Origin of the sequence: Rahnella sp. BIGb0236 (assembly GCF_004364755.1) — a bacterium.
GTDB classification, from domain to species: Bacteria; Pseudomonadota; Gammaproteobacteria; order Enterobacterales; family Enterobacteriaceae; genus Rahnella; species Rahnella victoriana.
The window spans coordinates 401,724-424,854 of sequence record NZ_SOAO01000001.1 but is presented as its reverse complement, the minus strand read 5'-3'; the positions used below and the strand labels follow the sequence as shown (position 1 = coordinate 424,854).

22 protein-coding genes are annotated in these 23,131 nt (G+C 53.6%); 8 read left to right on the top strand and 14 right to left on the bottom strand.

The annotated features are described in order from the left end of the window. Window positions 1-131: 131 nt before the first annotated feature. A complete protein-coding gene (gene nifB, locus EDF78_RS01835; RefSeq protein WP_133822383.1) occupies window positions 132-1,526 on the top strand; it encodes a nitrogenase cofactor biosynthesis protein NifB in 1,395 nt (464 codons plus the stop codon). Continuing rightward, window positions 1,526-2,041: a nitrogen fixation protein NifQ gene (locus tag EDF78_RS01830; protein ID WP_133822382.1), complete on the top strand. Its 516-nt coding sequence runs from the start codon at window positions 1,526-1,528 to the stop codon at window positions 2,039-2,041. Before nifB ends, EDF78_RS01830 begins: the two co-directional genes overlap by 1 nt. A gap of 131 nt (window positions 2,042-2,172) precedes the next feature. Here EDF78_RS01830 and EDF78_RS01825 read toward each other — a convergent pair whose 3' ends face one another. Beyond that, a complete protein-coding gene (locus EDF78_RS01825; protein ID WP_119825872.1) occupies window positions 2,173-2,706 on the bottom strand; it encodes a flavodoxin in 534 nt (177 codons plus the stop codon). A 65-nt stretch (window positions 2,707-2,771) separates the two neighbouring features. Further along, window positions 2,772-6,296, bottom strand: a complete 3,525-nt coding sequence (gene nifJ, locus EDF78_RS01820; protein ID WP_133822381.1) for a pyruvate:ferredoxin (flavodoxin) oxidoreductase — start codon at window positions 6,294-6,296, stop codon at window positions 2,772-2,774. A 233-nt stretch (window positions 6,297-6,529) separates the two neighbouring features. Here nifJ and EDF78_RS01815 point away from each other — a divergent pair, with 233 nt between their 5' ends. Further along, window positions 6,530-6,754: a hypothetical protein gene (locus EDF78_RS01815; protein ID WP_133822380.1), complete on the top strand. Its 225-nt coding sequence runs from the start codon at window positions 6,530-6,532 to the stop codon at window positions 6,752-6,754. 45 nt (window positions 6,755-6,799) lie between these two features. Here the strand turns inward: EDF78_RS01815 and EDF78_RS01810 are convergent, their stop codons facing one another. Continuing rightward, a complete protein-coding gene (locus EDF78_RS01810; protein WP_133822379.1) occupies window positions 6,800-9,199 on the bottom strand; it encodes a phosphoketolase family protein in 2,400 nt (799 codons plus the stop codon). Between the two features lie 160 nt (window positions 9,200-9,359). Between EDF78_RS01810 and EDF78_RS01805 the strand changes: the two genes are divergently transcribed. Next, window positions 9,360-9,557, top strand: a complete 198-nt coding sequence (locus EDF78_RS01805; protein ID WP_095925362.1) for a hypothetical protein — start codon at window positions 9,360-9,362, stop codon at window positions 9,555-9,557. 51 nt (window positions 9,558-9,608) lie between these two features. Here the strand turns inward: EDF78_RS01805 and EDF78_RS01800 are convergent, their stop codons facing one another. After that, window positions 9,609-9,881, bottom strand: coding sequence for a CsbD family protein (locus EDF78_RS01800; RefSeq protein WP_095925361.1), 273 nt, complete (start codon window positions 9,879-9,881; stop codon window positions 9,609-9,611). Window positions 9,882-9,963: 82 nt separating this feature from the next. Then, window positions 9,964-10,563, bottom strand: a complete 600-nt coding sequence (tehB, locus tag EDF78_RS01795) for a tellurite resistance methyltransferase TehB (RefSeq protein WP_133822378.1) — start codon at window positions 10,561-10,563, stop codon at window positions 9,964-9,966. A gap of 195 nt (window positions 10,564-10,758) precedes the next feature. Between tehB and EDF78_RS01790 the strand changes: the two genes are divergently transcribed. Beyond that, window positions 10,759-12,000, top strand: coding sequence for a diguanylate phosphodiesterase (locus tag EDF78_RS01790; RefSeq protein WP_133822377.1), 1,242 nt, complete (start codon window positions 10,759-10,761; stop codon window positions 11,998-12,000). A 110-nt stretch (window positions 12,001-12,110) separates the two neighbouring features. Here EDF78_RS01790 and EDF78_RS01785 read toward each other — a convergent pair whose 3' ends face one another. From EDF78_RS01785 to EDF78_RS01760, 5 genes are all read right to left on the bottom strand, one after another. Continuing rightward, window positions 12,111-12,368, bottom strand: coding sequence for a biofilm development regulator YmgB/AriR family protein (locus EDF78_RS01785; protein ID WP_095925358.1), 258 nt, complete (start codon window positions 12,366-12,368; stop codon window positions 12,111-12,113). 86 nt (window positions 12,369-12,454) lie between these two features. Then, window positions 12,455-12,733 carry a biofilm/acid-resistance regulator YmgB/AriR gene (locus EDF78_RS01780; protein WP_232770914.1) on the bottom strand — a complete coding sequence of 93 codons (279 nt, stop codon included), beginning with the start codon at window positions 12,731-12,733 and terminating at the stop codon, window positions 12,455-12,457. 515 nt (window positions 12,734-13,248) lie between these two features. Beyond that, complete coding sequence (gene ycgZ / locus EDF78_RS01770) at window positions 13,249-13,488, bottom strand: regulatory protein YcgZ (RefSeq protein ID WP_095925355.1); 240 nt, start codon at window positions 13,486-13,488, stop codon at window positions 13,249-13,251. Window positions 13,489-13,648: 160 nt separating this feature from the next. Further along, window positions 13,649-14,176, bottom strand: a complete 528-nt coding sequence (locus tag EDF78_RS01765; protein ID WP_133822375.1) for a GNAT family N-acetyltransferase — start codon at window positions 14,174-14,176, stop codon at window positions 13,649-13,651. A 28-nt stretch (window positions 14,177-14,204) separates the two neighbouring features. Further along, window positions 14,205-15,119 (bottom strand): LysR family transcriptional regulator, encoded by a 915-nt coding sequence (locus EDF78_RS01760; protein WP_133822374.1) that lies wholly within the window; start codon window positions 15,117-15,119, stop codon window positions 14,205-14,207. 114 nt (window positions 15,120-15,233) lie between these two features. Between EDF78_RS01760 and EDF78_RS01755 the strand changes: the two genes are divergently transcribed. Together EDF78_RS01755 and EDF78_RS01750 are read left to right on the top strand one after the other, a co-directional pair. Continuing rightward, the gene (locus EDF78_RS01755) at window positions 15,234-16,646 is read left to right on the top strand and encodes an MFS transporter (RefSeq protein ID WP_133822373.1); all 1,413 of its coding nucleotides are present in this window, start codon (window positions 15,234-15,236) and stop codon (window positions 16,644-16,646) included. Then, window positions 16,618-17,007: a DUF4440 domain-containing protein gene (locus tag EDF78_RS01750; RefSeq protein WP_095925352.1), complete on the top strand. Its 390-nt coding sequence runs from the start codon at window positions 16,618-16,620 to the stop codon at window positions 17,005-17,007. Before EDF78_RS01755 ends, EDF78_RS01750 begins: the two co-directional genes overlap by 29 nt. Window positions 17,008-17,063: 56 nt before the next feature. Here the strand turns inward: EDF78_RS01750 and EDF78_RS01745 are convergent, their stop codons facing one another. The 4 genes from EDF78_RS01745 to EDF78_RS01730 form a co-directional block, all read right to left on the bottom strand. Continuing rightward, a complete protein-coding gene (locus EDF78_RS01745; protein ID WP_095925351.1) occupies window positions 17,064-18,344 on the bottom strand; it encodes a cytochrome c in 1,281 nt (426 codons plus the stop codon). A gap of 6 nt (window positions 18,345-18,350) precedes the next feature. Continuing rightward, window positions 18,351-20,120 carry a GMC family oxidoreductase gene (locus EDF78_RS01740; RefSeq protein ID WP_133822372.1) on the bottom strand — a complete coding sequence of 590 codons (1,770 nt, stop codon included), beginning with the start codon at window positions 20,118-20,120 and terminating at the stop codon, window positions 18,351-18,353. Window positions 20,121-20,165: 45 nt separating this feature from the next. Then, window positions 20,166-20,891, bottom strand: a complete 726-nt coding sequence (locus tag EDF78_RS01735) for a gluconate 2-dehydrogenase subunit 3 family protein (RefSeq protein ID WP_120163306.1) — start codon at window positions 20,889-20,891, stop codon at window positions 20,166-20,168. A gap of 509 nt (window positions 20,892-21,400) precedes the next feature. Then, window positions 21,401-22,435: a LacI family DNA-binding transcriptional regulator gene (locus EDF78_RS01730; RefSeq protein WP_131693918.1), complete on the bottom strand. Its 1,035-nt coding sequence runs from the start codon at window positions 22,433-22,435 to the stop codon at window positions 21,401-21,403. A gap of 345 nt (window positions 22,436-22,780) precedes the next feature. On the opposite strand from EDF78_RS01730, the gene EDF78_RS01725 reads away from it, so the two are divergent. Continuing rightward, complete coding sequence (locus EDF78_RS01725) at window positions 22,781-23,101, top strand: PTS sugar transporter subunit IIB (RefSeq protein WP_133822371.1); 321 nt, start codon at window positions 22,781-22,783, stop codon at window positions 23,099-23,101. The last annotated feature ends 30 nt before the right edge of the window (window positions 23,102-23,131 follow it).

The window sequence follows — 23,131 nt, the reverse complement described above, 5'->3', positions numbered from 1 at the left end:
CCGTGAACCTGACAAAAAAACCGCGCACGAATAAGTTTTAATATGCTAATAAATAACGGTTTTTATCATTTTTTTCGGCGGTATAACCTTTGCAGATATTCAGAACCTTCTGCTGATTAAGGTTTACCGCTATGACATCCTGTCCTTCCTCTGCGGGTTGCTCCGGCCAAAGCCAGCCCCGTGTTAATGAACAACTGGCCCGTAAAGCGGCGCAGCATCCGTGTTATTCCGTCAGCGGACATCACCGCTTTGCCCGTATGCATCTGGCCGTCGCCCCGGCCTGTAATCTGCAATGTAATTACTGCAACCGGAAATACGATTGCAGTAACGAATCACGTCCGGGCGTCGTGTCGGAATTGTTGCTTCCCGAACAGGCTGTCGCCAAAGCCCGTCAGGTGGCAGCGGCGATCCCGCAACTTTCCGTGGTCGGTATTGCCGGGCCAGGCGATCCGCTGGCCAATATCGGTCGCACGTTCCAGACCCTCGAACTGCTGCGCCAGCAATTGCCGGATCTCAAACTGTGTCTTTCCACCAATGGCCTGATGTTGCCGGATGTGGTGGACCGGCTGGTGGATATCGGTGTGGATCACGTGACAGTGACGATGAATGCGCTGGATCCGGCTGTTGCTGAAAAAATCTATGCCTGGCTGTGGTATGAAGGTGAGCGTTATACCGGGCGGATGGCGGCAGACTTACTGATCGAACGGCAGGCTGAAGGCATCAGAAAGCTGATTGAAAAAGGCGTGCTGGTGAAAATCAACTCAGTGCTGATCCCGGGGATTAACGACCAGCATATGCAGGCGGTCAGCCAGCAGGCGGGCGAATGGGGCGCGTTTTTGCATAACATCATGCCGCTGATTTCACGTCCGGAACACGGCACCGTTTTCGGGCTGAACGGGCAGGCGGAACCGGATGCCGCTATGGTGGCCTCGGTGCGAAAATCCTGCGGTATTTCGATGCCGCAGATGACGCACTGCCATCAGTGCCGCGCAGACGCCATCGGCATGCTGGGTGAAGACCGCAATGCAGCTTTCCCGCTGGCATCCGTGCCGGTTAATCCGCCGCCTTACTTACCGGTGCTGCATCAGCGCGCGCAGCTTCACGCAAGTATTGTATCGCAGGGCGGATCCGAAGAAGCGGACGCCTGTCTGGTGGCGGTCGCAACGTCACAGGGGCAGGCTGTTGATCAGCATTTCGGTCACGCCGATCGTTTTACGCTGTACAGCCTGTCGGCGGCAGGTGTGATGCAGGTCGGGCAGCGTTTTACGCCACGCTATTGCCGCTCGCCGGATGACTGCGAGCCGGAAGATGCGGCGCAGAACATGGATGCATTGCTGGAACTGCTGGCCGATGTCAAAGCGGTATTCTGTGCCCGCATTGGCCTGACACCCTGGAAACGCCTGGAAGCGGCGGGCATTGAACCGCAGGTCGACGGCGCCTGGCAGCCGGTTGACACCGTGCTGGCGCAATGGTGGCAGCAACGAAAGCTGGCCGGGAGTGAAATCAGCATTCGCGGGGTGGCGTAATGAACGGTGCGCAGGGGTGGTTAAGCCGGTTGCTGTCACTGCACCTGACCGGGCGCTCACGTTTTCCGCCACAGATGGGCCTGGAAGACGCCGCCTGGCAGGCTTTACTGCAACATACCGGACGCATCGCACCGGTGCTTTCAACGTTACAACTCGAGCAGCAAAAACTGCTCGGGCTGTTGCAGCAGGCACGTAGCTGTGAGCGGAAACAACTGGCACAGTGGCTCGCACAGTCACTGGTGCCGGAGGCCGCGCCGATGCATGAACTGATTGCCACAGCCTCGATGGGGTTTGACCATCTGTGGCAGGATCTGGGGCTGGATTCCCGCGCCGAACTGCGCGACCTCATGACCGATTGCTTTCCTGAATTGGTCAGGCTCAATCATCAGAACATGCGCTGGAAAAAGTTCTTCTACCGCCAGCAATGTCTTGGGTCGCTGGGCGAAATCGTCTGCCGCTCGCCAAGTTGTGACGAATGCTGTGAATGGAATGCCTGTTTTGCGCCGGAAGATTAGGCGCATCGTCTCAGATTCTGCTTGTTTCACCTGCAATGACCAGAGACAGTATGCGAAAACCGGATACCCGCCAAAAAACCAAAACCAGCCTGATGGCTGGTTTTATATTTAGAGCGGGCATCACAACGGGGTCAAAGCACAGCTTGTTTAAGCTTCTCCAGCCAGCTGTCAATACGCTCTTCTGTCAGGTCGTATTGATTTTCCTGATCCAGTGGCAGGCCGACAAACTCATTGTTTTCCAGCAGTGCAGCGGAAAACGAGAATTTATAGCCTTCACGCGGCCAGTTACCGACAACACTGGCACCACGCGCAATGACCAGGTCATAGAGGATCCGCATTGCGCTAACAAAATTTTTGGAATAGTTAAGCTGATCGCCCAGCCCGAATAATGCCACCGTCTTACCGCTCAGATCAGCTTCAGACAGCGTGTTGGTGAACTCCTGCCAGGAGTCGTACTGACTGCCTGCATCCACACCAGGTAGCTCCCCATCGCCCAGCGTTGGCGTACCTAACAGCAAGACCGGGTAGGATAAAAACTGTTCGCGGGTTGCGCGCCGGACATCCAGGGGCGCGTCGGCAATCCCGTCCAGTTTCTGGTGGATAAGCTTCGCAACTTTTCTTGTTTGTCCGGTATCAGACCCAAAAAAAATACCGATGGTAGTCATAATCATCTCCTGATATATCACATGTTTATTAAAAGATTAATGCCATGACGACTCGCCGTTTTCTCTCAGGATGACGCGAGTTTTTTATAGCCTTCAAGTCTTTCGCGTGCATCGTCTTCGGTCTTTTTAAACAGAGACTCGGCAAATTCCGGATACAGCTTTTTCAATGACGAGTAGCGCACTTCGCCTGCCAGAAATGCCTGGAAATCCTCTTCAGGTTCCTCAGAATCGAGAATGAACGGGTTTTTACCGGCTTCTTTCAGTTGCGGGTGATAACGGTAATTAGCCCAATATCCTGCTTCGACAGCGCGTTTCGCTTCGCGCTGGCTGCATCCCATACCGATACGCAAACCGTGGTTGATACAGGCAGCGTAAGCAATAATGAGAGACGGCCCCGGATAGGCCTCGGCTTCAGCAATCGCCCGTAAGGTCTGATTTTTGTCGGCCCCCATCGCGATCTGTGCGACATACACATAGCCGTAACTCATCGCCATCATGCCCAGATCTTTCTTTCGGGTTTTCTTGCCGTTAGCCGCAAATTGCGCAATGGCGGCCGCAGGCGTCGATTTAGACGACTGACCGCCCGTGTTGGAATAGACCTCGGTATCAAACACCAGAACATTGACGTCCTTACCCGATGCCAGCACATGATCTAATCCTCCGAAGCCGATATCGTAGGCCCAGCCGTCACCGCCAAATATCCAGTGAGAACGCTTTGCCAGATAATCGCGGTGGGCATAGAGGGTGTCTGTGTGCGGATTTTTCCCTGGCGTCTGCGAAGCCAGAAGTGTCACCACTTTTTCCGCCCGCTCACGGGTGCCTTCGCCCTGATCTTTATTTGCCAGCCAGTCACGCAGGCACGCGGCGAGTTCCGCATCCAGTGGCACATCCGGCGCGTTGTCGAGCGCCGCTTTAACCTGTGTGGCGAGGGTATCGCGGATCGCATCCACACCCAGCAGCATGCCAAGGCCAAACTCGGCGTTATCTTCAAAAAGTGAGTTGGCCCAGGTCGGCCCTTGCCCTTTGTGGTTAGTGGTATAAGGAATAGAAGGTGCGCTCGCGCCCCAGATCGATGAACATCCGGTCGCATTGGCAATCATCATTCTGTCGCCAAATAACTGAGTCACCAGTTTGGCGTAAGGTGTTTCACCGCAACCCCCGCAGGCACCGGAGAACTCCAGCAGAGGTTGTTCAAACTGGCTGCCTTTGACAGTGAATTTGTTTTGCGGATTGGCTTTGGGTGTCAGGCTGAGCGCATGTTCCCACAGGTCAATTTCATGTTCCTGCGATCCCAGCGACTGCATGGCCAGCGCCTTGCCTTTGACCGGGCAGACATCTGCACAGTTACCACAGCCGGAGCAGTCGAGCGGAGAAATGGCGAGACGATACCAGGCATTTTCTGCTCCGCTGGCCAGTCTGGCGCTGAACCCTGCCGGCGCAAGTTGCCTCTCTTCCTCAGAAATCAACACGGGACGGATAGCCGCATGCGGGCAGATAAAGGCACATTGATTACATTGGGTACATTTGTCCGGCTGCCACACCGGCACGTCAATCGCCACACCGCGTTTTTCATAGGCCGCCGTGCCGGAGGGGAATGATCCATCCTCGATGCCGTTAAAGGCGCTGACGGGTAACGAATCGCCTTCCTGCCGGTTCATCGGGATCAGAATATTTTTGATAAATGCAGGTAACGCTTTAGGCGACACAACCTTGTCTTCAAGATGGTTCCACGCCACGGGTACATTGACCTGCAACACAGACTCAATGCCGCTGTCCACCGCCAGATTGTTCATTTCAACCACCTTCTGGCCTTTATTACCGTATGTATGTTCAATGCTCTGTTTAAGATATTCCACTGCCTGAGCCGGAGGAATGATGTCTGCCAGTTTGAAGAAAGCAGATTGCATGATCATATTAAAGCGCCCGCCCAGCCCCAGTTTCTGGGCGATCCCGATGGCATTGACGATATAAAACTGGATATTGTTTGCGGCAATGTAACGCTTCATGGCAACAGGCAGTTTTTCGTCAAGTTCAGCGACATCCCAGTTACAGTTGAGCAGGAAGGTTCCGCCCGGTTTCAGCCCCGCCAACAGGTGGTATTTGCTGACGTAAGATTGCTGAGAACAGGAAATAAAATCGGCTTTGTCGATTAAATACGGGGATTTGATAGGGCTATGACCGAAACGCAGATGCGACATCGTGACGCCACCGGACTTTTTAGAGTCATAAGCGAAGTAGGCCTGCGCGAACATGTCGGTGTTGTCGCCGATAATTTTGATGGCACTTTTGTTGGCCCCGACGGTACCGTCTGAACCCAGCCCCCAGAATTTGCAGGCCGTCGTTCCGTTGGAGGACATATCAGGATGACGGTCTGAGGGAGGCAATGAGGTGAAGGTAACATCGTCGTTGATCCCCACAGTAAAACCATCGCGCGGACGTTCAGAAGCCAGGTTATCGAAGACGGACATAATGTGTGAAGGCAAAATATCTTTGCCGCCCAGTGCATAGCGACCGCCGACAATTACCGGACGCCAGTCGCTGTTATAGAACGCACTTTTCACATCGAGATAAAGCGGTTCTGCCAGTGATCCGGGTTCTTTAGTCCGGTCCAGAACGGCAATATTGCTGACACTCTTCGGAATATATTTGAAAAAATGCTGCAAGGAAAAAGGCCGGTAAAGGTGGACTGTCAGAACGCCGACTTTCTCGCCGCAGGCATTGAGATAATCCACCGTTTCCTGAATAGTTTCGCACACCGACCCCATAGCAATAATCATCCGCACCGCATCCGGCGCACCGTAATAGTTGAACAGGTGATACTCCCGACCGGTGAGGGCGCTGATTTTTGCCATATATGACTCCACCATTTCCGGCAGAGCCATATAGAATTTATTTGATGCCTCACGCTCCTGGAAATAAATATCCGGGTTTTGCGCCGTACCCCGGATAACAGGATGATCCGGATGTAAGGCGTTCTGGCGAAAGCGTGCAACGGCCTCCCGGTCCAGCAAGGCGTCCAAATCTTCATAATCGAGAACGTCGATTTTCTGGATTTCGTGAGAAGTACGAAAACCATCAAAGAAATTGATAAACGGGATACGTCCTTTTATGGCCGTCAGATGTGCCACTGCGGCAAGATCCATCACCTGCTGGACGCTGCTTTCTACCAGCATGGCGCAACCGGTCTGACGAACAGCCATGACGTCCTGGTGATCCCCAAAGATGTTTAACGAGTTGGTTGCCAGAGCACGTGCACTGACATGAAAAACTGCAGGCAGCAGTTCACCGGCAATCTTGTACATGTTAGGCGTCATTAACAACAACCCCTGCGAAGCGGTATAAGTGGTCGCCAGAGCGCCGGCCTGCAAGGCGCCGTGTATTGCCCCGGCGGCACCAGACTCGGACTGCATCTCCATGATTTTTACGGTCTGACCAAACAGATTTTTTTTACCCTGCGCCGCCCATTCATCAACACTTTCTGCCATCGGCGTCGAAGGTGTTATGGGGTAAATCGCGGTGACATCCGTGAAGGCATAAGACACATAGGCTGCCGCCGTATTCCCGTCCATGGTTTTCATTTTTCTCGGCATGACTCACTCTCCCGCTCGACGTTGCTCAATTCAAAGGTTGAATGAGGTATCAAGCATGGGACATGCCAAACTGATGGGTTCGTTTAATTCGTTGAATTAAAAAGGGGAATAATGATTTGGCGCGAAGGGAGGTTGTCAGAATTGACTGTTTCGGCACACAGTTGTCAGCCACTTGTCGTGACACTGACATTCCCCGTACCTTCAGCATCGTAGAGGATTTTAACCGTGAGGCTGTGTCCCTTAAATTGAACCGGTTATCCCGCGCAACATGTCGCCCGTGTGCGGGACAGGACAGTGTTACAGCGTGGATATCCGTATGTGAAATCACGCAGCTAACCGCGCTCAAACTCGGCGAGCTGGCGCAGGGTATTTTTCCGGCGGGCATACTCTATGTGTTTTCCGGCGAAGGCCATCCGGCATGTGATGATGAAACGCTGAGCCTGACGCCTTTACGCTAAAAAACGCTGCACACCTTTCGCGTGCAGTGTTTTTTGCTGCCCGAATTACTCCGGCGCGCCGTCGCTTCCCTGTTGTGACGGCCATTTCCAGTTGCGGACTTCCGGTAAATCCTCGCCATATTCCCGTACGTAACGATGGTGAGCGGCGATTTTCTCCTGCAAATCATCCAGAATGTCATCCGCTTTGCCTTGCAGTTTCTCCGTATGCACAATGGCTGCCTGCGCCAGATGGAAGCGATCCAGCTCGTTGAGGACCGTCATATCAAACGGCGTGGTGGTGGTGCCTTCTTCCATAAAACCGCTGACGTGGAAATTGCGGTGATTATTACGCTGATAGGTTAACCGGTGGATCAGGCTCGGATAGCCGTGGAAGGCGAAAATCACCGGTTTGTTCTGCGTGAAGATATCGTCGAACGCCGCCTCGCTCAGTCCGTGAGGGTGCTGTTCCTCTGTCTGCAATGCCATGATATCCACCACGTTCACCACCCGCACGCTGAGATCCGGCAGATATTCCCGCAACAGATCGACGGCGGCCAGCGTCTCCATGGTTGGCACATCCCCCGCGCAGGCCATCACCACATCGGGTTCGGTGCCGTCCTGCTCATTGCCCGCCCACGGCCAGATGCCCATACCGGTCGCACAATGCGCGGCGGCTTCTTCCGCCGACAGCCACTGCGGCGCAGGTTGTTTACCGGCCACAATCACGTTGATGCGGTCCCAGGTTTGCAGGCAGTGATCCGCCACCCACAGCAGCGTATTGGCATCCGGCGGCAGATAAATCCGCACGATGTCGGCTTTCTTGTTAGCGACGTGATCCATAAAACCCGGATCCTGATGGCTGTAGCCGTTGTGATCCTGCCGCCAGACATGGGAGGAAAGCAGATAGTTGAGCGACGAAATCGGCTGTCGCCACGGCAGTTTGCGCGTCACTTTCAGCCATTTGGCGTGCTGGTTAAACATGGAGTCGACAATATGAATAAAGGCTTCGTAGCAGTTGAACAGCCCGTGCCGTCCGGTGAGCAGATACCCTTCCAGCCAGCCCTGACACTGATGTTCACTGAGAATTTCCATCACCCGGCCATCCGGTGACAGCTGCTCATCGTAAGGTTCGATGTCTTCCAGCCAGGTGCGGTCAGTGACATCAAACACATCGCTGAGCCGGTTAGAGGCGGTCTCATCCGGGCCAAACAGGCGGAAATTATCGTGATTGAGGGTAAAGATATCCGCCAGATAGCGGCCGAGCATTTCCGTCGATTGCACCTGCGGTTCGCCGCGCGAGGTGAGCGTTACCGCGAATTTCGCCAGTTCCGCAGGCACCAGTTCGCGCCGCAGCCTGCCACCGTTGGCGAAAGGTGATGCGCCCATGCGTTTATCGCCCTGTGGCGCCAGCGCGCGCAAATCCGGTTGCAGCCGCCCCTGCTCATCGAATAAATCCTCAGGGTGGTAGCTGCGCATCCAGTCCTCAAGAATTTTACGGTGCTCGTCGTTTTCACGGCAGGAGGAAACCGGCACCTGATGCGCACGCCAGAAACCTTCGACTTTTTTGCCATCAACAGTTTTTGGCCCGGTCCAGCCTTTCGGACTGCGCAGAACGATCATCGGCCAGCGCGGCACGCCCTGGGTCGGCGTACCGGCACGGGCGCGCTGCTGATGATCTTTAATGATATCCAGCGCAATGTTCAGCGTCCGCGCCATCTGAATATGCATCTGTTCGGGTTCGTGGCCGCTGACGAACAACGGCTCGTAGCCGTAACCGGAAAACAACTGGCGCAGATCTTCATCGCTCATGCGTCCGAGAATGGTCGGGTTAGCGATTTTATAGCCGTTAAGATGCAGCACCGGCAGCACCGCGCCGTCGCGTACGGCATTGAGGAATTTAATCCCATGCCAGCTTGAGGCCAGCGGGCCGGTTTCGGCTTCCCCGTCGCCAATGACGCAGGCGGCAACCAGATCCGGATTATCAAACACCGCCCCGAAAGCATGCGACAGCGAATAGCCTAACTCGCCGCCTTCGTTAATCGAACCGGGGGTTTCAGGTGCGGCATGACTGGGAATGCCACCGGGAAACGAAAACTGCCTGAACAGTTTTTGCATGCCGCTGGCATCCTCGCTGATATCGGGGTAAATCTCGCTGTAGCTGCCTTCCAGCCAGGTATTGGCCACCATCCCCGGTCCGCCATGTCCGGGGCCGCAGATATAAATGACATCCAGATCCCGCTGACAGATAGCCCGGTTGAGATGGGCATAGATAAAGTTCAGTCCCGGCGTGGTGCCCCAGTGACCCAGCAGCCGTGGTTTGATGTGCTCAGGTTTGAGAGGTTCGCGCAGCAGCGGGTTATCCATCAGGTAGATTTGTCCGACAGAGAGGTAATTTGCCGCCCGCCAGTAGCGGTCAACTTGTCTGAGTTCCGCTTCTGCGGACTGCGGTGAAGAGGGTTGCGTCATCGTTTTCCTCCGGTTTTTCTGCTGGGGGTGTCTTTTAACCCTAATAGAAAAATGCGATCCCGGCCAAGTTGACGGGGGTGTGAACTCTGACAACTCGCGCAAGATCAGCTATAGATACTGTGCATTGCCTTAAAAACTAAAATAATTTACCGGGGTAAAAATGAAGGACGAAAACGAAAAAACAGGATTAATCGGACTGGCCATCGGTGCCGCCGTGATGGGACTGATTACCAGCAGAACGATGATCTGCCGCGAAAGCATTGTTGAGGAATTACGACGACTCGGACGCAAAAAAGGGGACGGGCTGGAGGATGAAATTTTTGTGCAGGCGGCGCTGCTGGTGAGCAAGGGACTGTGAAAAACGGCAGGGGAAACAAAGAAAGCCCGGACAGGGCTTTCTTTGCTGAGGTTACTTGCGACCTAAAAGCAGGCCCAGCACCACGCCAATCGCACCGGCGGCAATCAGTCCCGACAGCGGATTCTCTTTGATCTTATCCGCCACATCAGAAACCACTTCACCCGCCTGCGCGGAATATTTGCGGGCAGCACCTTTCAGCTGGTGTTTAGGAGAATCGACAAAATCTCCAAATTGCTTTTGTGCCTCACCGGCGAACTGGTTAACCGTGTTTTCTACTTTATCTTCCACACGGTTAGGATCTTTATCAAAGTCTTGTGATGACATATCGCGCTCCTTTTTGGGTGGAATTTAAGTCTAGCCGAAAAGTCAGGATCTGCATGGCCTGCCAGCCGGATGCCGGCAGATATCAGACTTTTCTTGCCAGCAGCGTCGCAAAGCGTAGTTTGTAACGGTCGCCGTTTTCGTCACGTTTATGCAGTTCGCCCACTTCTTCGTTGTATTTCACAATCTCCCAGCCTTGATAATAATTACGCAGTTCTTCCGGCCGGAAGGTAAACGGGAAGGGCAGCGGACACGGATAATCCGGGCTGTCCATCGCTGCGACAATCAGGTTGTAGCCGCCGGTTTTGGTGGCGGCATGCATATCGGCAATGATGTGCGGAATGCTGTCACGTTGCAGGAACATCATCACCACAGTGGAAAAGATAAAATCGTATTCGCCACCGAAACGATGGGTGTTCAGATCCTGTTCGCTGATATGGATATGTTGCAGGGATTCGGCCGCAATAATCTCATTCACTTTTGCGACGCTTAACGGGTTGTTATCCCAGCCCGTGACATCAATGCCTTTCAGGTTGAGATACAGCGAGTTACGCCCGCTGCCACAGCCCAGATCCAGCGCCTTGCCGGGCTGAACATACTGTGCGGCGTGGAGGATTTCAGAGTGGGTACGGGTCAGGCCGTATTTTTCGGTGTAATAGTCTTCTGGCGCAAGTGGCTGAGTCATTCCGTGGTTTCCTAAAAAGTGAATCGAATACCGCGATTATCCTCCAAACTGGCGTCAGCGCCATGACTCTTAAGTGTCAGCCGGCGGGTTATTCTGAACCGTATTGGAAAGGGAAATTTATCCATTGTGCTTTTTTCATAAGTTAAATTTCTGTTATCGTGAAGGTTAACACTCAGCCTGTCCTGGAAAACCTCAATGCTTTTAACCCTCGTTTACCGCAGCCACATCAGTGAGTCTGTGCGGCCTGCCTCGCTGGACGATATGGTGTCGCGCGCCAACGTTAAAAATGAAATATCCGGCATTACCGGTATTCTGCTTTTTGATGGTACGCATTTTTTCCAGTTGCTCGAAGGGCCTGAAGAGGCCGTTGATGTCATATATCAGACGATTTGCCGGGATCAGCGCCATAATAATGTCGTCACTCTTATGCGCGATTACGCGCCCTCACGCCGCTTCGGCAATGTGGGAATGGAAATTTTTGACCTCAGACACCATCACGAAGATGTCGTCCTGCAGGCGGTTCTGGATAAAGGAACGTCCAAATATCGGCTGACTTATGAAGACCGTGCGCTTCAATTTTTATGTACCTTTGTGCAGGCGCGGGAAAAGGAAAATTATCTCGAAATCCTGCCCGCCAGTACGTGGTCTTTCATCGCCGATGAGCCACTGAAACCGGAGGCAGGGTTACTCTTTCCTGAGATGCAGGATTACAGCTTCACATTTCAACCGGTCGTTGATCCGCTAAGCCGCGAGATTATCTCCTGGGAGGCCAATCTGTGCGGTCCGGGGGGGCGTTCTCCGATGGAATATTTTTCCACGCTTTCCCGCACCACCATTTATGAAGCCGATCTGAAATCTAAAAAGCTGGCTTTTGCGCTGGCACAAAAGATGGGGATCAGCGATAACACGCTGTCCATCAAACTTTTGCCGATGACGTTATCCCGATTGCCGGATGCGGTGGATTTTTTGGTTGAGGAAATCACGGCGCATGGACTGGTGCCGGAGCAGATCGTGGTGGCAATCACAGAGAATGGCGTCGTGACCCGCGAAGAGAGTTTCACCCGTGCGCTGAAGCAGCTAAAAGCCTCAGGAATGCGGCTGGCGATTGATGACTTCGGCGCAGGATCGGCGGGGTTGCTGCTGCTGACCCAGTGCCAGCCTGACAAAATTATGATTGATCGCGAGATGATTTGTGACATCCACACCAGCGGTTCGAAACAGGCCGTGGTTCAGGCCATCATCAGATTTTGCTCTGCATTGGAAATTTCAGTGATTGCGACGGGTGTAGAAAAGCCGGAAGAATGGATGTGGCTCGATGCGGCAGGGGTGTGTAATTTTCAGGGCGCGTTGTTTGCTGCGCCAAGGCTCAATGGCGCGCCGGTGGTGACCTGGCCGGAAGTTAAATCGGAATATCCGTCCGGCATCCTTAACCTGTAATATCCTTATTATGATGAAGGTATTCTGAGTAGCATTATATAAATCAGTCCGCTAAACAGGCTCTGTTTGCGGACTGATTCACAAATTCCTGTCCCCACGCCGTTGATAGCTTAAATCGTATCATCGTCCGGCGTGCGGTAAACCACGTATTCAAGGGCTTCTAAGTAAATATTCTGCTTGCTGTCGTCACTTTCCTGCTCAATTCTCTGGATTAAACAAAGAATAATGTCTTTATGGGTGACCTGTTGTTTATGCTTTTTTAAATTATTATAAATACGGATGACGGTTTCATTGCCGAGCAGAAGTTCCGGATCTTCCGTCAGAATATAATCCGCCAATTTCACATGAGTATAAGACACATCTTGCATTTTAATACCCTCCGCACTTGCTGTTGATGAGAATGCACGCCAGATTTAACACTGAGCGTGAAGATGATTAAATGAACCCGCGGTTATCAGACAGTGAAATCATCGGGCGTCATGCCCACCACCATTTCCAGTGCACTGCGCAGAATATCTAATTGCACGACATCCGTCGTGCATTCAAGCCGGGTTATCAGATGTAAAATAATGGCCTTATTAGTAACTGTGCCTTTCTCGGCCAGAATCTGACGAATAGCGGCACCTAATACTTCTGTTTCGCTTAAAAAGAGTTCGCCTGCTTTGCTAAAATATTGATACACGTCTGAATTACGCACAGAGTCTGTCACTGACTGTGAGGGGTTTAATGACATCGAATCGCTATGGCTTGTGGCATATACGTTTGATGTATCAATGTTTTTTCTTGTCATCGGACGGCCCTTCAGCATTGAAAAAGTGTCGTACATTGTCGACGTCCCGCACCTCGTAACTGATTCGCGCACGCTTATCAGCCAGATCATGGCGGATCTCATTAATAATCCGTTCGCAGGCACTTTTTCGATTTATGTTGTCTGCGCTTACAGCCATAAACTGTAATTGCGCAATGAGTCGGTCGGTGGATATTGGACTCTTTGATTTAAGCAAGGAAATAACAGCCTCACCTATCAGCTTATCAGTCAGTCTTTCTTCATTACTTCTATACATATTAGCAGCCTCTGAATATACGCCGGCCAAAGGTCTTGGGCAGATTAGCTTCAGGTTCAGAGTAAATATTCTACGCCTTCAGGCATAAAATAGGGGTAGGCCGTGAATGAATCATGCCCGCATAATATGTCGAACTGAAATGCTATGAAGCCAATCGTTGCACTACGAAATTAATTAAAGAGGATCATGAATCTCGCTCAAGAACCATACGGATAAGCTTCATATAATGCTTTTCCTCTTCTTCACTGCCAGCGGCTTCAACACGATTTAAAAGTTTTGAACATAACGCTTTGCGATTAAGGTTTTTTCCTGCCTGCAGAATTTCAACGACAACGCGCCCCATGGTTTCCTCTTCAGAAAATACCTGATTGTATAAGGAAGGTGACATGTCCGCAGACATACCGTTGTGTCTGTTCTGACGCATAATTAACCCTTATGTTAATAGATGTGTGAGTAATGATTACCAGTGTGATTATAAAGTTATACAAGATGGGCGAAGTTGTACAGGTATTTTCAGGAAAAAAAAGCCGGTGATGCCTGAGACTCGGATTTATCTGAACTCAGGCCGGAGGGCGTCCTGAGATTCAGCGCAGCAGGCGTCTGTCGGTCTGCCGGTAAAGATAGCTGCCGATGCCGTGGAGCGGGTCGCCTTCGAAACCGACTTTCTCCATACCGATTTTTTGCAAGACGCGCTGTGATGCCAGATGATTTTCACGCACCGTGGCGGAGATCCGCGTGATGCCGAGTTTCTCAAAACCGGTATTGAGTGACGCACTGGCAAATTCCGTCGCCAGCCCTTTTCCCCACGCGGATGTCGCAAAACGATAACCGAGGAACACCCGGTGATTTTCGTAGCCTTCACGCACGCCAAGACCGCCAAAACCGATAATTTCCTCCGGCTTATGACTCCGCGCAATCGCCCAGTGTCCGAAACCGTGATCCCGCCATTCCTGTAACCAGCCGTTCAGTTTTTCTTGTGCCGCTGCCCTATCCGCAAGCGGGCCACGCGGATTAAACAGATGGGTTTGCGGATCGCCGTAAATGGCAAAAAGTGAACCGACATCTTCAGCCTCCACCGGCCTGAGCCGCAACCGCGATGTTTCGATGATCATAATGAACATTTCCCTTACGTTAGCTGAATTAAATCTTAGCCTGAGCGGGGAAGAGTGCCAGCCTGCTTTGCAGAAAATCAATAAACCGCCGCACCTTTTCCGGAACGTGGCGGGTGTTGGGATAGAGCGCAAAAATGCCCTGTGGCGGAAAACGATGATCGGGCAGCAAAGGGCATAAACGTTGCGCGTCGATTTCCAGCTGCACCAGCCAGTCCGGCAGCAGGGCGACGCCTGCGCCTGCCAGCGCAAACGCCAGTAACGCCGAGGCGCTGTCCGCTACAATGGCGGGCGGAGTGGTCACGCGAAACGGGTTTGGTTTTCCCGCCCTGTCGGTTACCGGCCAGTTCATCGGCAGCGGCAGGCGGCTGTGGGCGATCCATCTGGCCTGCGCCAGTTGCGCCAGCGTTTCAATTTTTCCTGCCTGCTGTAAATACTGTGCAGAGGCCACGGGGCGTATTTCAAAACTGCCCAGTGTGGCGGCATGGTGACTTGAATCGGCGAGCTGGCCGAGACGGATCGCCAGATCAAAGCGTCCGGCGATCAGGTCATCGTGCTGTGAAGACGCGACATGCTGAATGCGCAGTTGCGGATGCAGGGCAGCAAAGGCCGCCAGCGCCGGAACCACCACCCGCGCGCCGTATTCCGGCGTACTGGTGATCCTCAACTGGCCGCTCAGTCCGCCGTGATCGCGCCGCACGTCGTCCAGTACCGCTTCGGCTTCCTGCAATAAATCCTGACAACGCTGATAAAAACGTTCGCCCGATCCCGTCAGCGCCAGCCGCCGGGTGCTGCGGGTCAGCAGGGCGACGCCGGTTTCACTTTCCAGCTGCTTTACATTAAAACTCACTACCGCTTTGGTCAGCCCGAGCGAGGCCGCCGCGCCGGTAAAACTGCCTGCGTTAACCACCGCGACAAAAATCTCCAGCCGTTGCAAATTCAGCATGTCACGCTTCCTTACTGTCAAAATTATTTTGACAGTGTAACTGCGCCGCGCCCGTTTATCCCGGACATTATCTCCGGTAGATTGCCCGCCTTAACCAACCGTGGATGAGTGCAGATGAGTCACAGGGCGCGGGTTGCCGCGGTGTATTTGCTGGGTTTTTTCGTTGATCTGATCAACATGTTTATCGCTAACGTTGCGTATCCCGGTATCGCGCGGCAGTTTGCTGCGCCGGTCAGTGCGCTGGCCTGGGTCAGTACCGGCTATATTCTGGGCCTGACGCTGGTTATTCCGCTCAGCCGCTGGCTGGCTGTGCGTTTTGGCGCAAGGCGGATATTCACCTGTTCGCCGATGATTTTTATGCTTGCGTCAGCGGGCGCGGGAAGTGCGCAGAGTCTGGTTTCGCTGATCAGCTGGCGTATTGTGCAGGGGATCGGTGGCGGGCTGCTGATCCCGGTCGGCCAGACGCTGACCTATGCGCTGTACCGCAGCCATGAACGCGCCCGACTTTCGTCGGTGATCATGCTGGTCGGGCTGCTGGCTCCGGCGCTTTCCCCGGCCGTCGGCGGCATTATCGTGGACAGCTTTAACTGGCGCTGGGTATTTCTCGCCAGTCTGCCGCTGGCATTTCTGGCGTGGATCCTGGCGCTTTGCTGGTTGCCAGAAACGCCGCGTGAACCGGCAGGGCGGTTCGATCTCAAAGGATTTGCGCTGCTGAATGGCGGGCTGGCGCTGGTGTTATGGGGGCTGACGTCGCTGGGTGACAACAGTGAATGGCAGACCGGCAGCGTTTTATTGCTGGCGGGTGCCTGTCTGATGACGATGTTTGTGCGGATATCGCGAAAACACCCTGCGCCGTTGCTGGATCTGACGCTGATGAAAGATCCGCTGCTGCGCACCGGTATGCTGATGTATCAGTGCATTCCCGGTGTGTTTACCGGCGTCAGCCTGATCGCCATGCTGTATCTGCAAAATGAGCAGCATTTCACGGCGGCGCAGTCGGGCGCGCTGATGTTGCCGTGGTCGCTGGCGTCGTTTGCTGCCATCAGTTTTACCGGCAAAATGTTTAACCGGATCGGGCCGCGGGCGCTGTTTATTCCCGGCTGCCTGATTCAGGGCGCGGGCATTGGCTTGCTGGCGCTGCTCAGCGGGTTTCCCGCACAATCCTGGCTGGCGATCGCGGCGTTCACGCTGATGGGGGCGGGCAGCAGTTTGTGCAGCAGCACGGCGCAAAGTGGCGCGTTTTTGCATATTCCGACGCAGCAACTGGCCGATGCCAGCGCGTTGTGGAACATCAACCGCCAGCTGAGTTTTTGTCTTGGCGTGACGCTGGTCAGCGTGATGCTGAATATTTTGCAGATTTACCTGCCGCAATCGGCCTTCCGGCTGGCGTTTATTTTTGCCGCCGTCAGCGTTATGGTGCCGGTCGTGTTGTGTCTGCGGCTGCCGGGGCGTGACATTGTGCAGGAACGGCATCAACAGAACTTCAAAAGGAAAGAACATGAATCGGTTTGTGAAAGAAGTGTTTGATGCGCATGTGTTAATTCAGCGCTGGTTCTCAGACGCCGCGGCACCTCAGCAGGTTTGTGACCAGTTGCTGGCGCGGTTTAGTCCGGCCTATTCGATGGTGACCCTCACCGGCCACCGGCTGGATCATCCGGCACTCTGTGCCTTTTTCGGGGCGCAGCGGGGCGCTAAAAGCGGGCTGAAGATTGATGTTGAAGCACCGGTCGTTATTGCAGAAAGTGAGTCGGGCGCGGTCATTGCCTATCAGGAACGCCAGCAGTTGCCCGGCCAGCCGGAAACGTTACGTTATTCGACGGCAGTGTTTGAGGTGGACGCACAAGGGAAAATTCTGTGGCGTCATCTGCATGAAACACAAGCCGCCTGATCGCGTTTAAAAAAACGGCCTTCCGTGAGGAAAGCCGTTGTAGCCTGCAAAAGTGATTACTTGGTCAGGGTTTTTCTCACTTCGCTGACGTCTTTGGCCGTGACCGCCGGTGCATTGTTGCTCCAGCCCTGACGGATGAAGGTCGACAACTGCGCCGCTTCTTCGTCGGTCAGACGGTTGGCAAAGCCCGGCATCACCAGCGTTGACGGTGCCCGCGCGGTGGAGGGTTGCTGAGCGCCCGCAAGGATCGTGTGGATCAGCCCGGTCGGGTCTTTCGCATTCACAATCGTGGCCTGATCGAGTTGCGGGAACACGCCCGGTGCGCCTTTGCCGGTGACAAAGTGGCAGGCACCGCAGTTATCCAGATACAAACGCTCGCCTTCACTGAGGTTTTTCGCCGCCGTCAGTCTGGCTTCAGTCGCGCTGGCTTTCTGCGTATCCTCTGCCGGAACCGGCGGATTGCCGCCCAGGAACTTGATGTAAGCGGCGATGGCTTTCAGGTCGTCGTCGGTCATGTGGGCGGTACTGTTTTCCACCACAGACGTCATTTCACCGCCAACGGCCGCCTTGTCATTACGCCCTTTGCCGAGATAATCAACGATCTCCTGCTCGTTCCAGTGCGCCACGCCGCGCAGGGAAGGCACATCCCAGTTATTCAGGCTGCCGCCCGCCAGGAAATCAGAGTCGCTGCTGTCCAGCGCCTTTTCGTTCATGCCGAATCCGCGCGGGGTATGACAACTGCCGCAGTGCCCGAGACTTTCCACCAGATACGCGCCGCGGTTCACCTGCGCCGATGCGCCGCCGATCGGCTGGAACGGCTTGTCAGACGCGAACGCCCAGTTCCAGAACCGCATGCCCCAGCGCTGGCTGAACGGGAAACTCAGATCCGTTTCCGGTGGCTGCTCCGCGCTCGGTTTTACGCCCTGCATAAAGTAAACGTAGAGCGCGTGCATATCCTGATCGTTAATTTTGGCGTAATCCGGATAAGGCATGGCCGGATACAAACGGGTGCCGTCCGGCAGAACGCCTTTACGCACCGCATCCGAGAACTGCGCTTCGCTATAACCGCCAATCCCGTGGTCTTTATCGGGGGTAATGTTGGTGGAATAAATGGTGCCGAGATTGGAATTGATCGCCAGCCCGCCGGAAAACGCCGGTTTGCCCGCCACTGTATGACAGGCACCGCAGTCGCCCAGACGCGCCACATACTCGCCCTGTTTGATCAGTGCCGCGTTGTCAGGTTGTGCATTGGTGTCGGCCTGCGCATTCGCCATAAAACCTGCACCGAGCAGCAGGGCGTTAGCGATAAATAAACCTTTGAGTTTCATTGTGTTCATCTCCGCTTAAGCCTGAACCAACGGGCCGGGGTTTTTCAGATACTGATCTTTAATTGCCTGCGCCGCCATCAGGGTGATCGCACCGATGGTATCGGTCGGGTTGGCCTGGAAGTTTTGCGGGAAGGCGTTGCCGCCCGGCACAAACACGTTATGCACATCCCAGCTTTGCAGGAACTTGTTCAGCGCAGACGTTTTCGGGTTATCGCCCATCACCGCGCCGCCCACGTTGTGCGTCGACACGTATTTGGTCAGGTCAAAGTGCGCGTCCATCGGCAGGAAGCTTTCGCTGTAGCTGTCCGGATTCAGCTCTTTGGTGATATTGCCGACGATGCCTTTCAGGTATTGCTGCAATTTGAGCTCGTTCTGTTTCCAGTCGAAGGTCATACGCAGCAGCGGATAGCCATATTCATCTTTGTAGTTCGGATCGAGATCCAGATAAATGTCGCGATAAGACTGGCAGGTGGTGGTGATGCTGATTTTCATCGAATGGCCGTACCACTCTTCCATGCCTTCTTTCCAGCCGGTGCCCCACGCTGGCGTGCCTTTTGGCAGCGAGGTGCTGATTGGCGTGCCCGTGGCCTGCGAACTGTGGATTTTCGCGCCGCCGATAAAGCCTAAAGAAGGGCCGTCGAAGTTGCCCGGAGAGATGTCGTTGAACATCTGGCCGGTCGCGCCTGCGGTGGCGAACGGATTGAAGTTTTTATCTTTGAAGAACAGCGTTGAGCCGCCGTTGCTCAGGAACGCATAGTTACGGCCAATCACGCCTTCTTCGGTGATCGGGTTGTACGGTTTGCCGATCCCGGACAGTAGCATCAGGCGCACGTTGCAGAACTGGAAGCTGCTCAGCACCACGATTTTCGCTGGCTGGAAGCACTCGTTACCGTCTGCGTCCATGTAGATCACGCCTTTGGCGGTTTTCTTGTCATCATGCAGTTCAACTTTCAGCACGTTGGCGTGGACTTCATAAGAGAAGTTATCCATGCGTTTCAGTGCGTCCATGACGGCCGTCTGCGGCGACGCTTTCGAGTAGTTCAGGCACGGATATTTACTGCAATAACCGCAGTAGTTACACGGCGCGATCTGGTTGCCGTACGGGTTGGTCCAGGCGCGGGATACGCAGGCCGACGGGTTCGGGAACGGGTGGTAACCCATCTTTTTGGTGACTTCAGCAAACATGCTGCTGTTGAGCGTGTCTTCCAGCGCAGGCAGCGGATACGGCTCGGAACGCGGCCCTTCGAACGGGTCACCGCCTTCCATAATCTGACCGCGCAGGTTGCCGGTTTTACCGGACTGTCCGCAGATATGCTCAAATTGGGTGTAATAAGGTTCGATTTCATCCCAGGTGAACGGGAAATCCATGATCCGCATGTCTTCCTGCAAGATGCCCGGCTTGTAAGCCTCATCCGCGTAGGTTTTGAGTTTTAAATCGGTCGGTGTCGGGCGAATCAATACCGCCGTCCAGTGCAGACCGGAGCCGCCCACGCCCGTACCCGGCGCAAACGCGCCCCATTTACGGGTCGGCAGGGCCGTTTCACTCATGTTGTAACGCACGGTGACAGCGGCTTCTGCCGGTGTCGCCATCACTTTGTTGCGTACCGCGTAGGCGTATTCGTCCGCCGGTTTCGGGTAAGCGAATTCTTCGTAGCCGCGATCGCCGCCGCGTTCAAGCGCGCGAACCGTCAGGCCCGCCATCGCCAGCTCGATACTCATCAGCGAGCCAGCCCAGCCGAGGCCGACAACAACGACGTCGACTTCTGGTTTCGTTACTTTTGCCATCTTAAATCCTGTCAGTCATCAGAAAAGGGGAATAGGGCGAGGCACTCAGGCACGCGCGCCCTGCAGGCTCACGGGTCCCAGCGGATACGGGACGTTGTGCTGCTTAACCCACTCGGTGAAACTGGCGCGAGCGCCGGGGAATCCGATGGCAATCCACGCCTTCATCCCTTTGTTTCCGCCATAAATCGGGTCTGCCAGATAGCCGTGTTTGGTATCTGAAAGCAGTTCGCTGAAGAATTGCGAAGCGACGAGATTTTCTTCGCCTGCGTCCGCAAACTTAATGCCGTTTTTCTGAAGCTGAGTCAGGACGTTGTCTTTGTCCTGATCGTTCAGCTCATGGAAGGCTTTCTGATGATTTTGCTGACACCAGCTGTTCGCGATGCGAATGCCGGTTTTGTAGATTTGCTGCGGACGGAACGGGATCTGATATCCCATCGTCGCCGGCGCGTGCACATTGAACGGGCCTTGCATGTAGATTTCTTCGCCGAAATCGCCGTGCATCTGCTGATCGATAAAAATCGGCACGTTAGTTTCGAGTGCGCCCGGTGCTTTGCCTTTGCCGCCTGCGGGGATCAGACGGTCAGCGGCGGCCATAATGAACTGCCACTCATCGGCGCTGAAAAATATCGGTTTATAATCGAGTAAGTCCGGGGCAGCCATTTCCGCAGCTTGTGCCGCTGACAGCCCTTTCATCATGATGGTGCCGACAGGCAAAGCCATCAGCGACCCAAGTAAAAACTTGCGACGGGTTGTTTTTTTTTGAAGGAGCATAGAATTACGACTCTCACATGCCTGATGTTAAGTTTGGGTTAATTATTATTATTTTTGGGTACAAATTTATAATATCACCGCTACATCCAAAATAAATGAATAAATTCCATAGGGAGTGTGGGGTGGGCAATATTTGCGGGCAGGAAAGACATAAGATTTGATTTAAAATCATTTAAAAACAATGTGATGTGATTTTCACTCTCCTCTGTTATCAGCCGTGGAATTAGCATTGATTATCAAAATGACTTTTAAATTCTCAGGGTTAAAATTAGAACAATATAATTCCATGAGGAAAGTTCCTGTTATTTGTTGTTTGAAATGTTAGCTAACATTCACAACAAATAAGAATGAATTTCAATTTCGGATAATAACGCAGCCCTGCAGTTGCTGAGAAAGGGAGGATATTAGGGTCAAAAGTGAGTGCTGAAGTGTGCGCGGGTTTAAGTATGGGTGTGGTTTGCTAAACCCCCTCCCTGCCACCCGCTTCGCAGGGGGAGCAACTGAAAACCCTAAGCTGACTCCCGAATCACCAGCCGGTAACCCATATCGACAATCGGCTCTTCAACCGCGATGCCTTCAATTTTATCCGCCAGCATATCCGCTGCACGGATGCCTAAATCCCATTTTTCGACACTGACGGTGGTTATCGCCGGGCGGTTATGGGCGGCAAAGTTCAGGTCCGCGAAACCGATCACCGAGAAATCCTCCGGTACGCGCAAACCCTGTGCCTCTGCCTCCATGATCGCGCCCTGTGCCAGCGTGTCGGAACTGCAAATGATTGCGTCGAAAGGTGCGCCGGTGGCAAGCAGTTGCCTGAGGGCGTGGCGTCCGACTTCCATGTTCGCCGGACGGGAGACGATCACTTCTTTAATGTCGTGTCCGGAGATCGTCCGCAATACGCTGATGGCGCCGTTTTTCCGCACCATGGCGCGGCGGTCCGATGCACAGATGAAACCAAAACGCGTAAAGCCTTTATCGCGAAAATAGTCACCGATGGCATTGCCGACTTTTTCGTGTGAGAAACCAATCAGCATATCAATCGGCGTGGGCGTTAAATCCCAGATCTCCACCACCGGAATATTGGCGTTGAGGATGATGCGTTTCAGTTCCGAGGTGTGATGGATACCGGTCAGCACAATGCCATCGGGGCGGCGGGAAAGCAGGGTGGAGACGATGTCGGTTTCATCTTCCGGCTCATAGCCGACAATGCACAACAGCATGTGATAGCCGCGCGCGGCGAGCTGGTCGCTGATGGCCTGCACGGTATCGACAAACATGTTGTTGTTGATCTGCGGGACCACCACGGCGATGAGTTTGGTGCGGCTGGTTGCCAGTCCGCCTGCCAGCATATTCGGGATATAACCGGTGCTGCTGACCGCTTCCATCACGCGGGCAATGGTGGCCGGACGCACGACTTTGGGATTGTTCAGCGCACGGCTGACGGTCATCGGGGAGAGACCGGCGGCCTGTGCGACATCTTCGAGCGTGGCCGTACGGGAACGGCCTTTATGATTTTTTATTTTAGTATTCAAAACGTTAACCACGGCATTCTGGCGTCATAAGGGGAATGTTTGCGCAAACATTGTTAGTTTCTCATATTGTCCCCTGTCTGGGTAAGTGTAAATGTTAACTTCTTGTTGCGGGGCGCACCTTCGCCACTTATTTATTCGCGCGAATTATTTGCCCAAAACGTGAAGGGAGTCATAGCCAATGGTCAAGGAGAGACGATTTCTATAAGTTCGAAATTATCCTGTCCAAAAGTGTTGCCGTATACTCCTCTCAGGCAGAGACAATGGGTCATCTTCATGTATTTGCTCTGAGCACATTCTCACAGGTGAAGGAACAACCGTTGCCTGAGCTGCAATTTATCGGGATATGAGGGTTTCAACATGGAAAAGAAAGTCATCTATTTGTTTTGTTCCGCCGGAATGTCCACCTCCCTGCTGGTTTCTAAAATGAAAGTGCAGGCTGAGAAATATGAAGTGCCGGTCATTATTAAAGCATTTCCTGAAACACTGGCCGCTGAAAAAGGCGCGGCTGCCGATGTGATCCTGCTGGGGCCGCAAATTGCCTACATGCTGGATGAAATTAAAAAAGTGTTACCGGGCAAACCGGTAGAAGTGATTGATTCTGGCCTGTACGGCAAAATTGATGGACTTGGTGTATTGAAAGCGGCAGTCGCGGCGATCAAAAAAGCAGCAGCGCAGTGAATTAACGTTTAGCGTCAACTTTTGCATTAC

Excerpts from the sequence above, each read along its gene's own strand:
- EDF78_RS01765 (WP_133822375.1), bottom strand. The coding sequence starts at position 14,176 with ATGATCATCGAAACATCGCGGTTGCGGCTCAGGCCGGTGGAGGCTGAA.
- ycgZ (WP_095925355.1), bottom strand. The coding sequence starts at position 13,488 with ATGCGTCAGAACAGACACAACGGTATGTCTGCGGACATGTCACCTTCC.
- nifB (WP_133822383.1), top strand. The coding sequence starts at position 132 with ATGACATCCTGTCCTTCCTCTGCGGGTTGCTCCGGCCAAAGCCAGCCC.
- EDF78_RS01735 (WP_120163306.1), bottom strand. The coding sequence starts at position 20,891 with ATGCTCCTTCAAAAAAAAACAACCCGTCGCAAGTTTTTACTTGGGTCG.
- EDF78_RS01725 (WP_133822371.1), top strand. The coding sequence starts at position 22,781 with ATGGAAAAGAAAGTCATCTATTTGTTTTGTTCCGCCGGAATGTCCACC.
- EDF78_RS01825 (WP_119825872.1), bottom strand. The coding sequence starts at position 2,706 with ATGACTACCATCGGTATTTTTTTTGGGTCTGATACCGGACAAACAAGA.
- EDF78_RS01760 (WP_133822374.1), bottom strand. The coding sequence starts at position 15,119 with ATGCTGAATTTGCAACGGCTGGAGATTTTTGTCGCGGTGGTTAACGCA.
- nifJ (WP_133822381.1), bottom strand. The coding sequence starts at position 6,296 with ATGCCGAGAAAAATGAAAACCATGGACGGGAATACGGCGGCAGCCTAT.
- EDF78_RS01780 (WP_232770914.1), bottom strand. The coding sequence starts at position 12,733 with ATGTCATTAAACCCCTCACAGTCAGTGACAGACTCTGTGCGTAATTCA.
- tehB (WP_133822378.1), bottom strand. The coding sequence starts at position 10,563 with ATGACTCAGCCACTTGCGCCAGAAGACTATTACACCGAAAAATACGGC.
- EDF78_RS01785 (WP_095925358.1), bottom strand. The coding sequence starts at position 12,368 with ATGCAAGATGTGTCTTATACTCATGTGAAATTGGCGGATTATATTCTG.
- EDF78_RS01790 (WP_133822377.1), top strand. The coding sequence starts at position 10,759 with ATGCTTTTAACCCTCGTTTACCGCAGCCACATCAGTGAGTCTGTGCGG.
- EDF78_RS01810 (WP_133822379.1), bottom strand. The coding sequence starts at position 9,199 with ATGACGCAACCCTCTTCACCGCAGTCCGCAGAAGCGGAACTCAGACAA.
- EDF78_RS01750 (WP_095925352.1), top strand. The coding sequence starts at position 16,618 with ATGAATCGGTTTGTGAAAGAAGTGTTTGATGCGCATGTGTTAATTCAG.
- EDF78_RS01745 (WP_095925351.1), bottom strand. The coding sequence starts at position 18,344 with ATGAACACAATGAAACTCAAAGGTTTATTTATCGCTAACGCCCTGCTG.
- EDF78_RS01830 (WP_133822382.1), top strand. The coding sequence starts at position 1,526 with ATGAACGGTGCGCAGGGGTGGTTAAGCCGGTTGCTGTCACTGCACCTG.
- EDF78_RS01755 (WP_133822373.1), top strand. The coding sequence starts at position 15,234 with ATGAGTCACAGGGCGCGGGTTGCCGCGGTGTATTTGCTGGGTTTTTTC.
- EDF78_RS01740 (WP_133822372.1), bottom strand. The coding sequence starts at position 20,120 with ATGGCAAAAGTAACGAAACCAGAAGTCGACGTCGTTGTTGTCGGCCTC.
- EDF78_RS01800 (WP_095925361.1), bottom strand. The coding sequence starts at position 9,881 with ATGTCATCACAAGACTTTGATAAAGATCCTAACCGTGTGGAAGATAAA.
- EDF78_RS01805 (WP_095925362.1), top strand. The coding sequence starts at position 9,360 with ATGAAGGACGAAAACGAAAAAACAGGATTAATCGGACTGGCCATCGGT.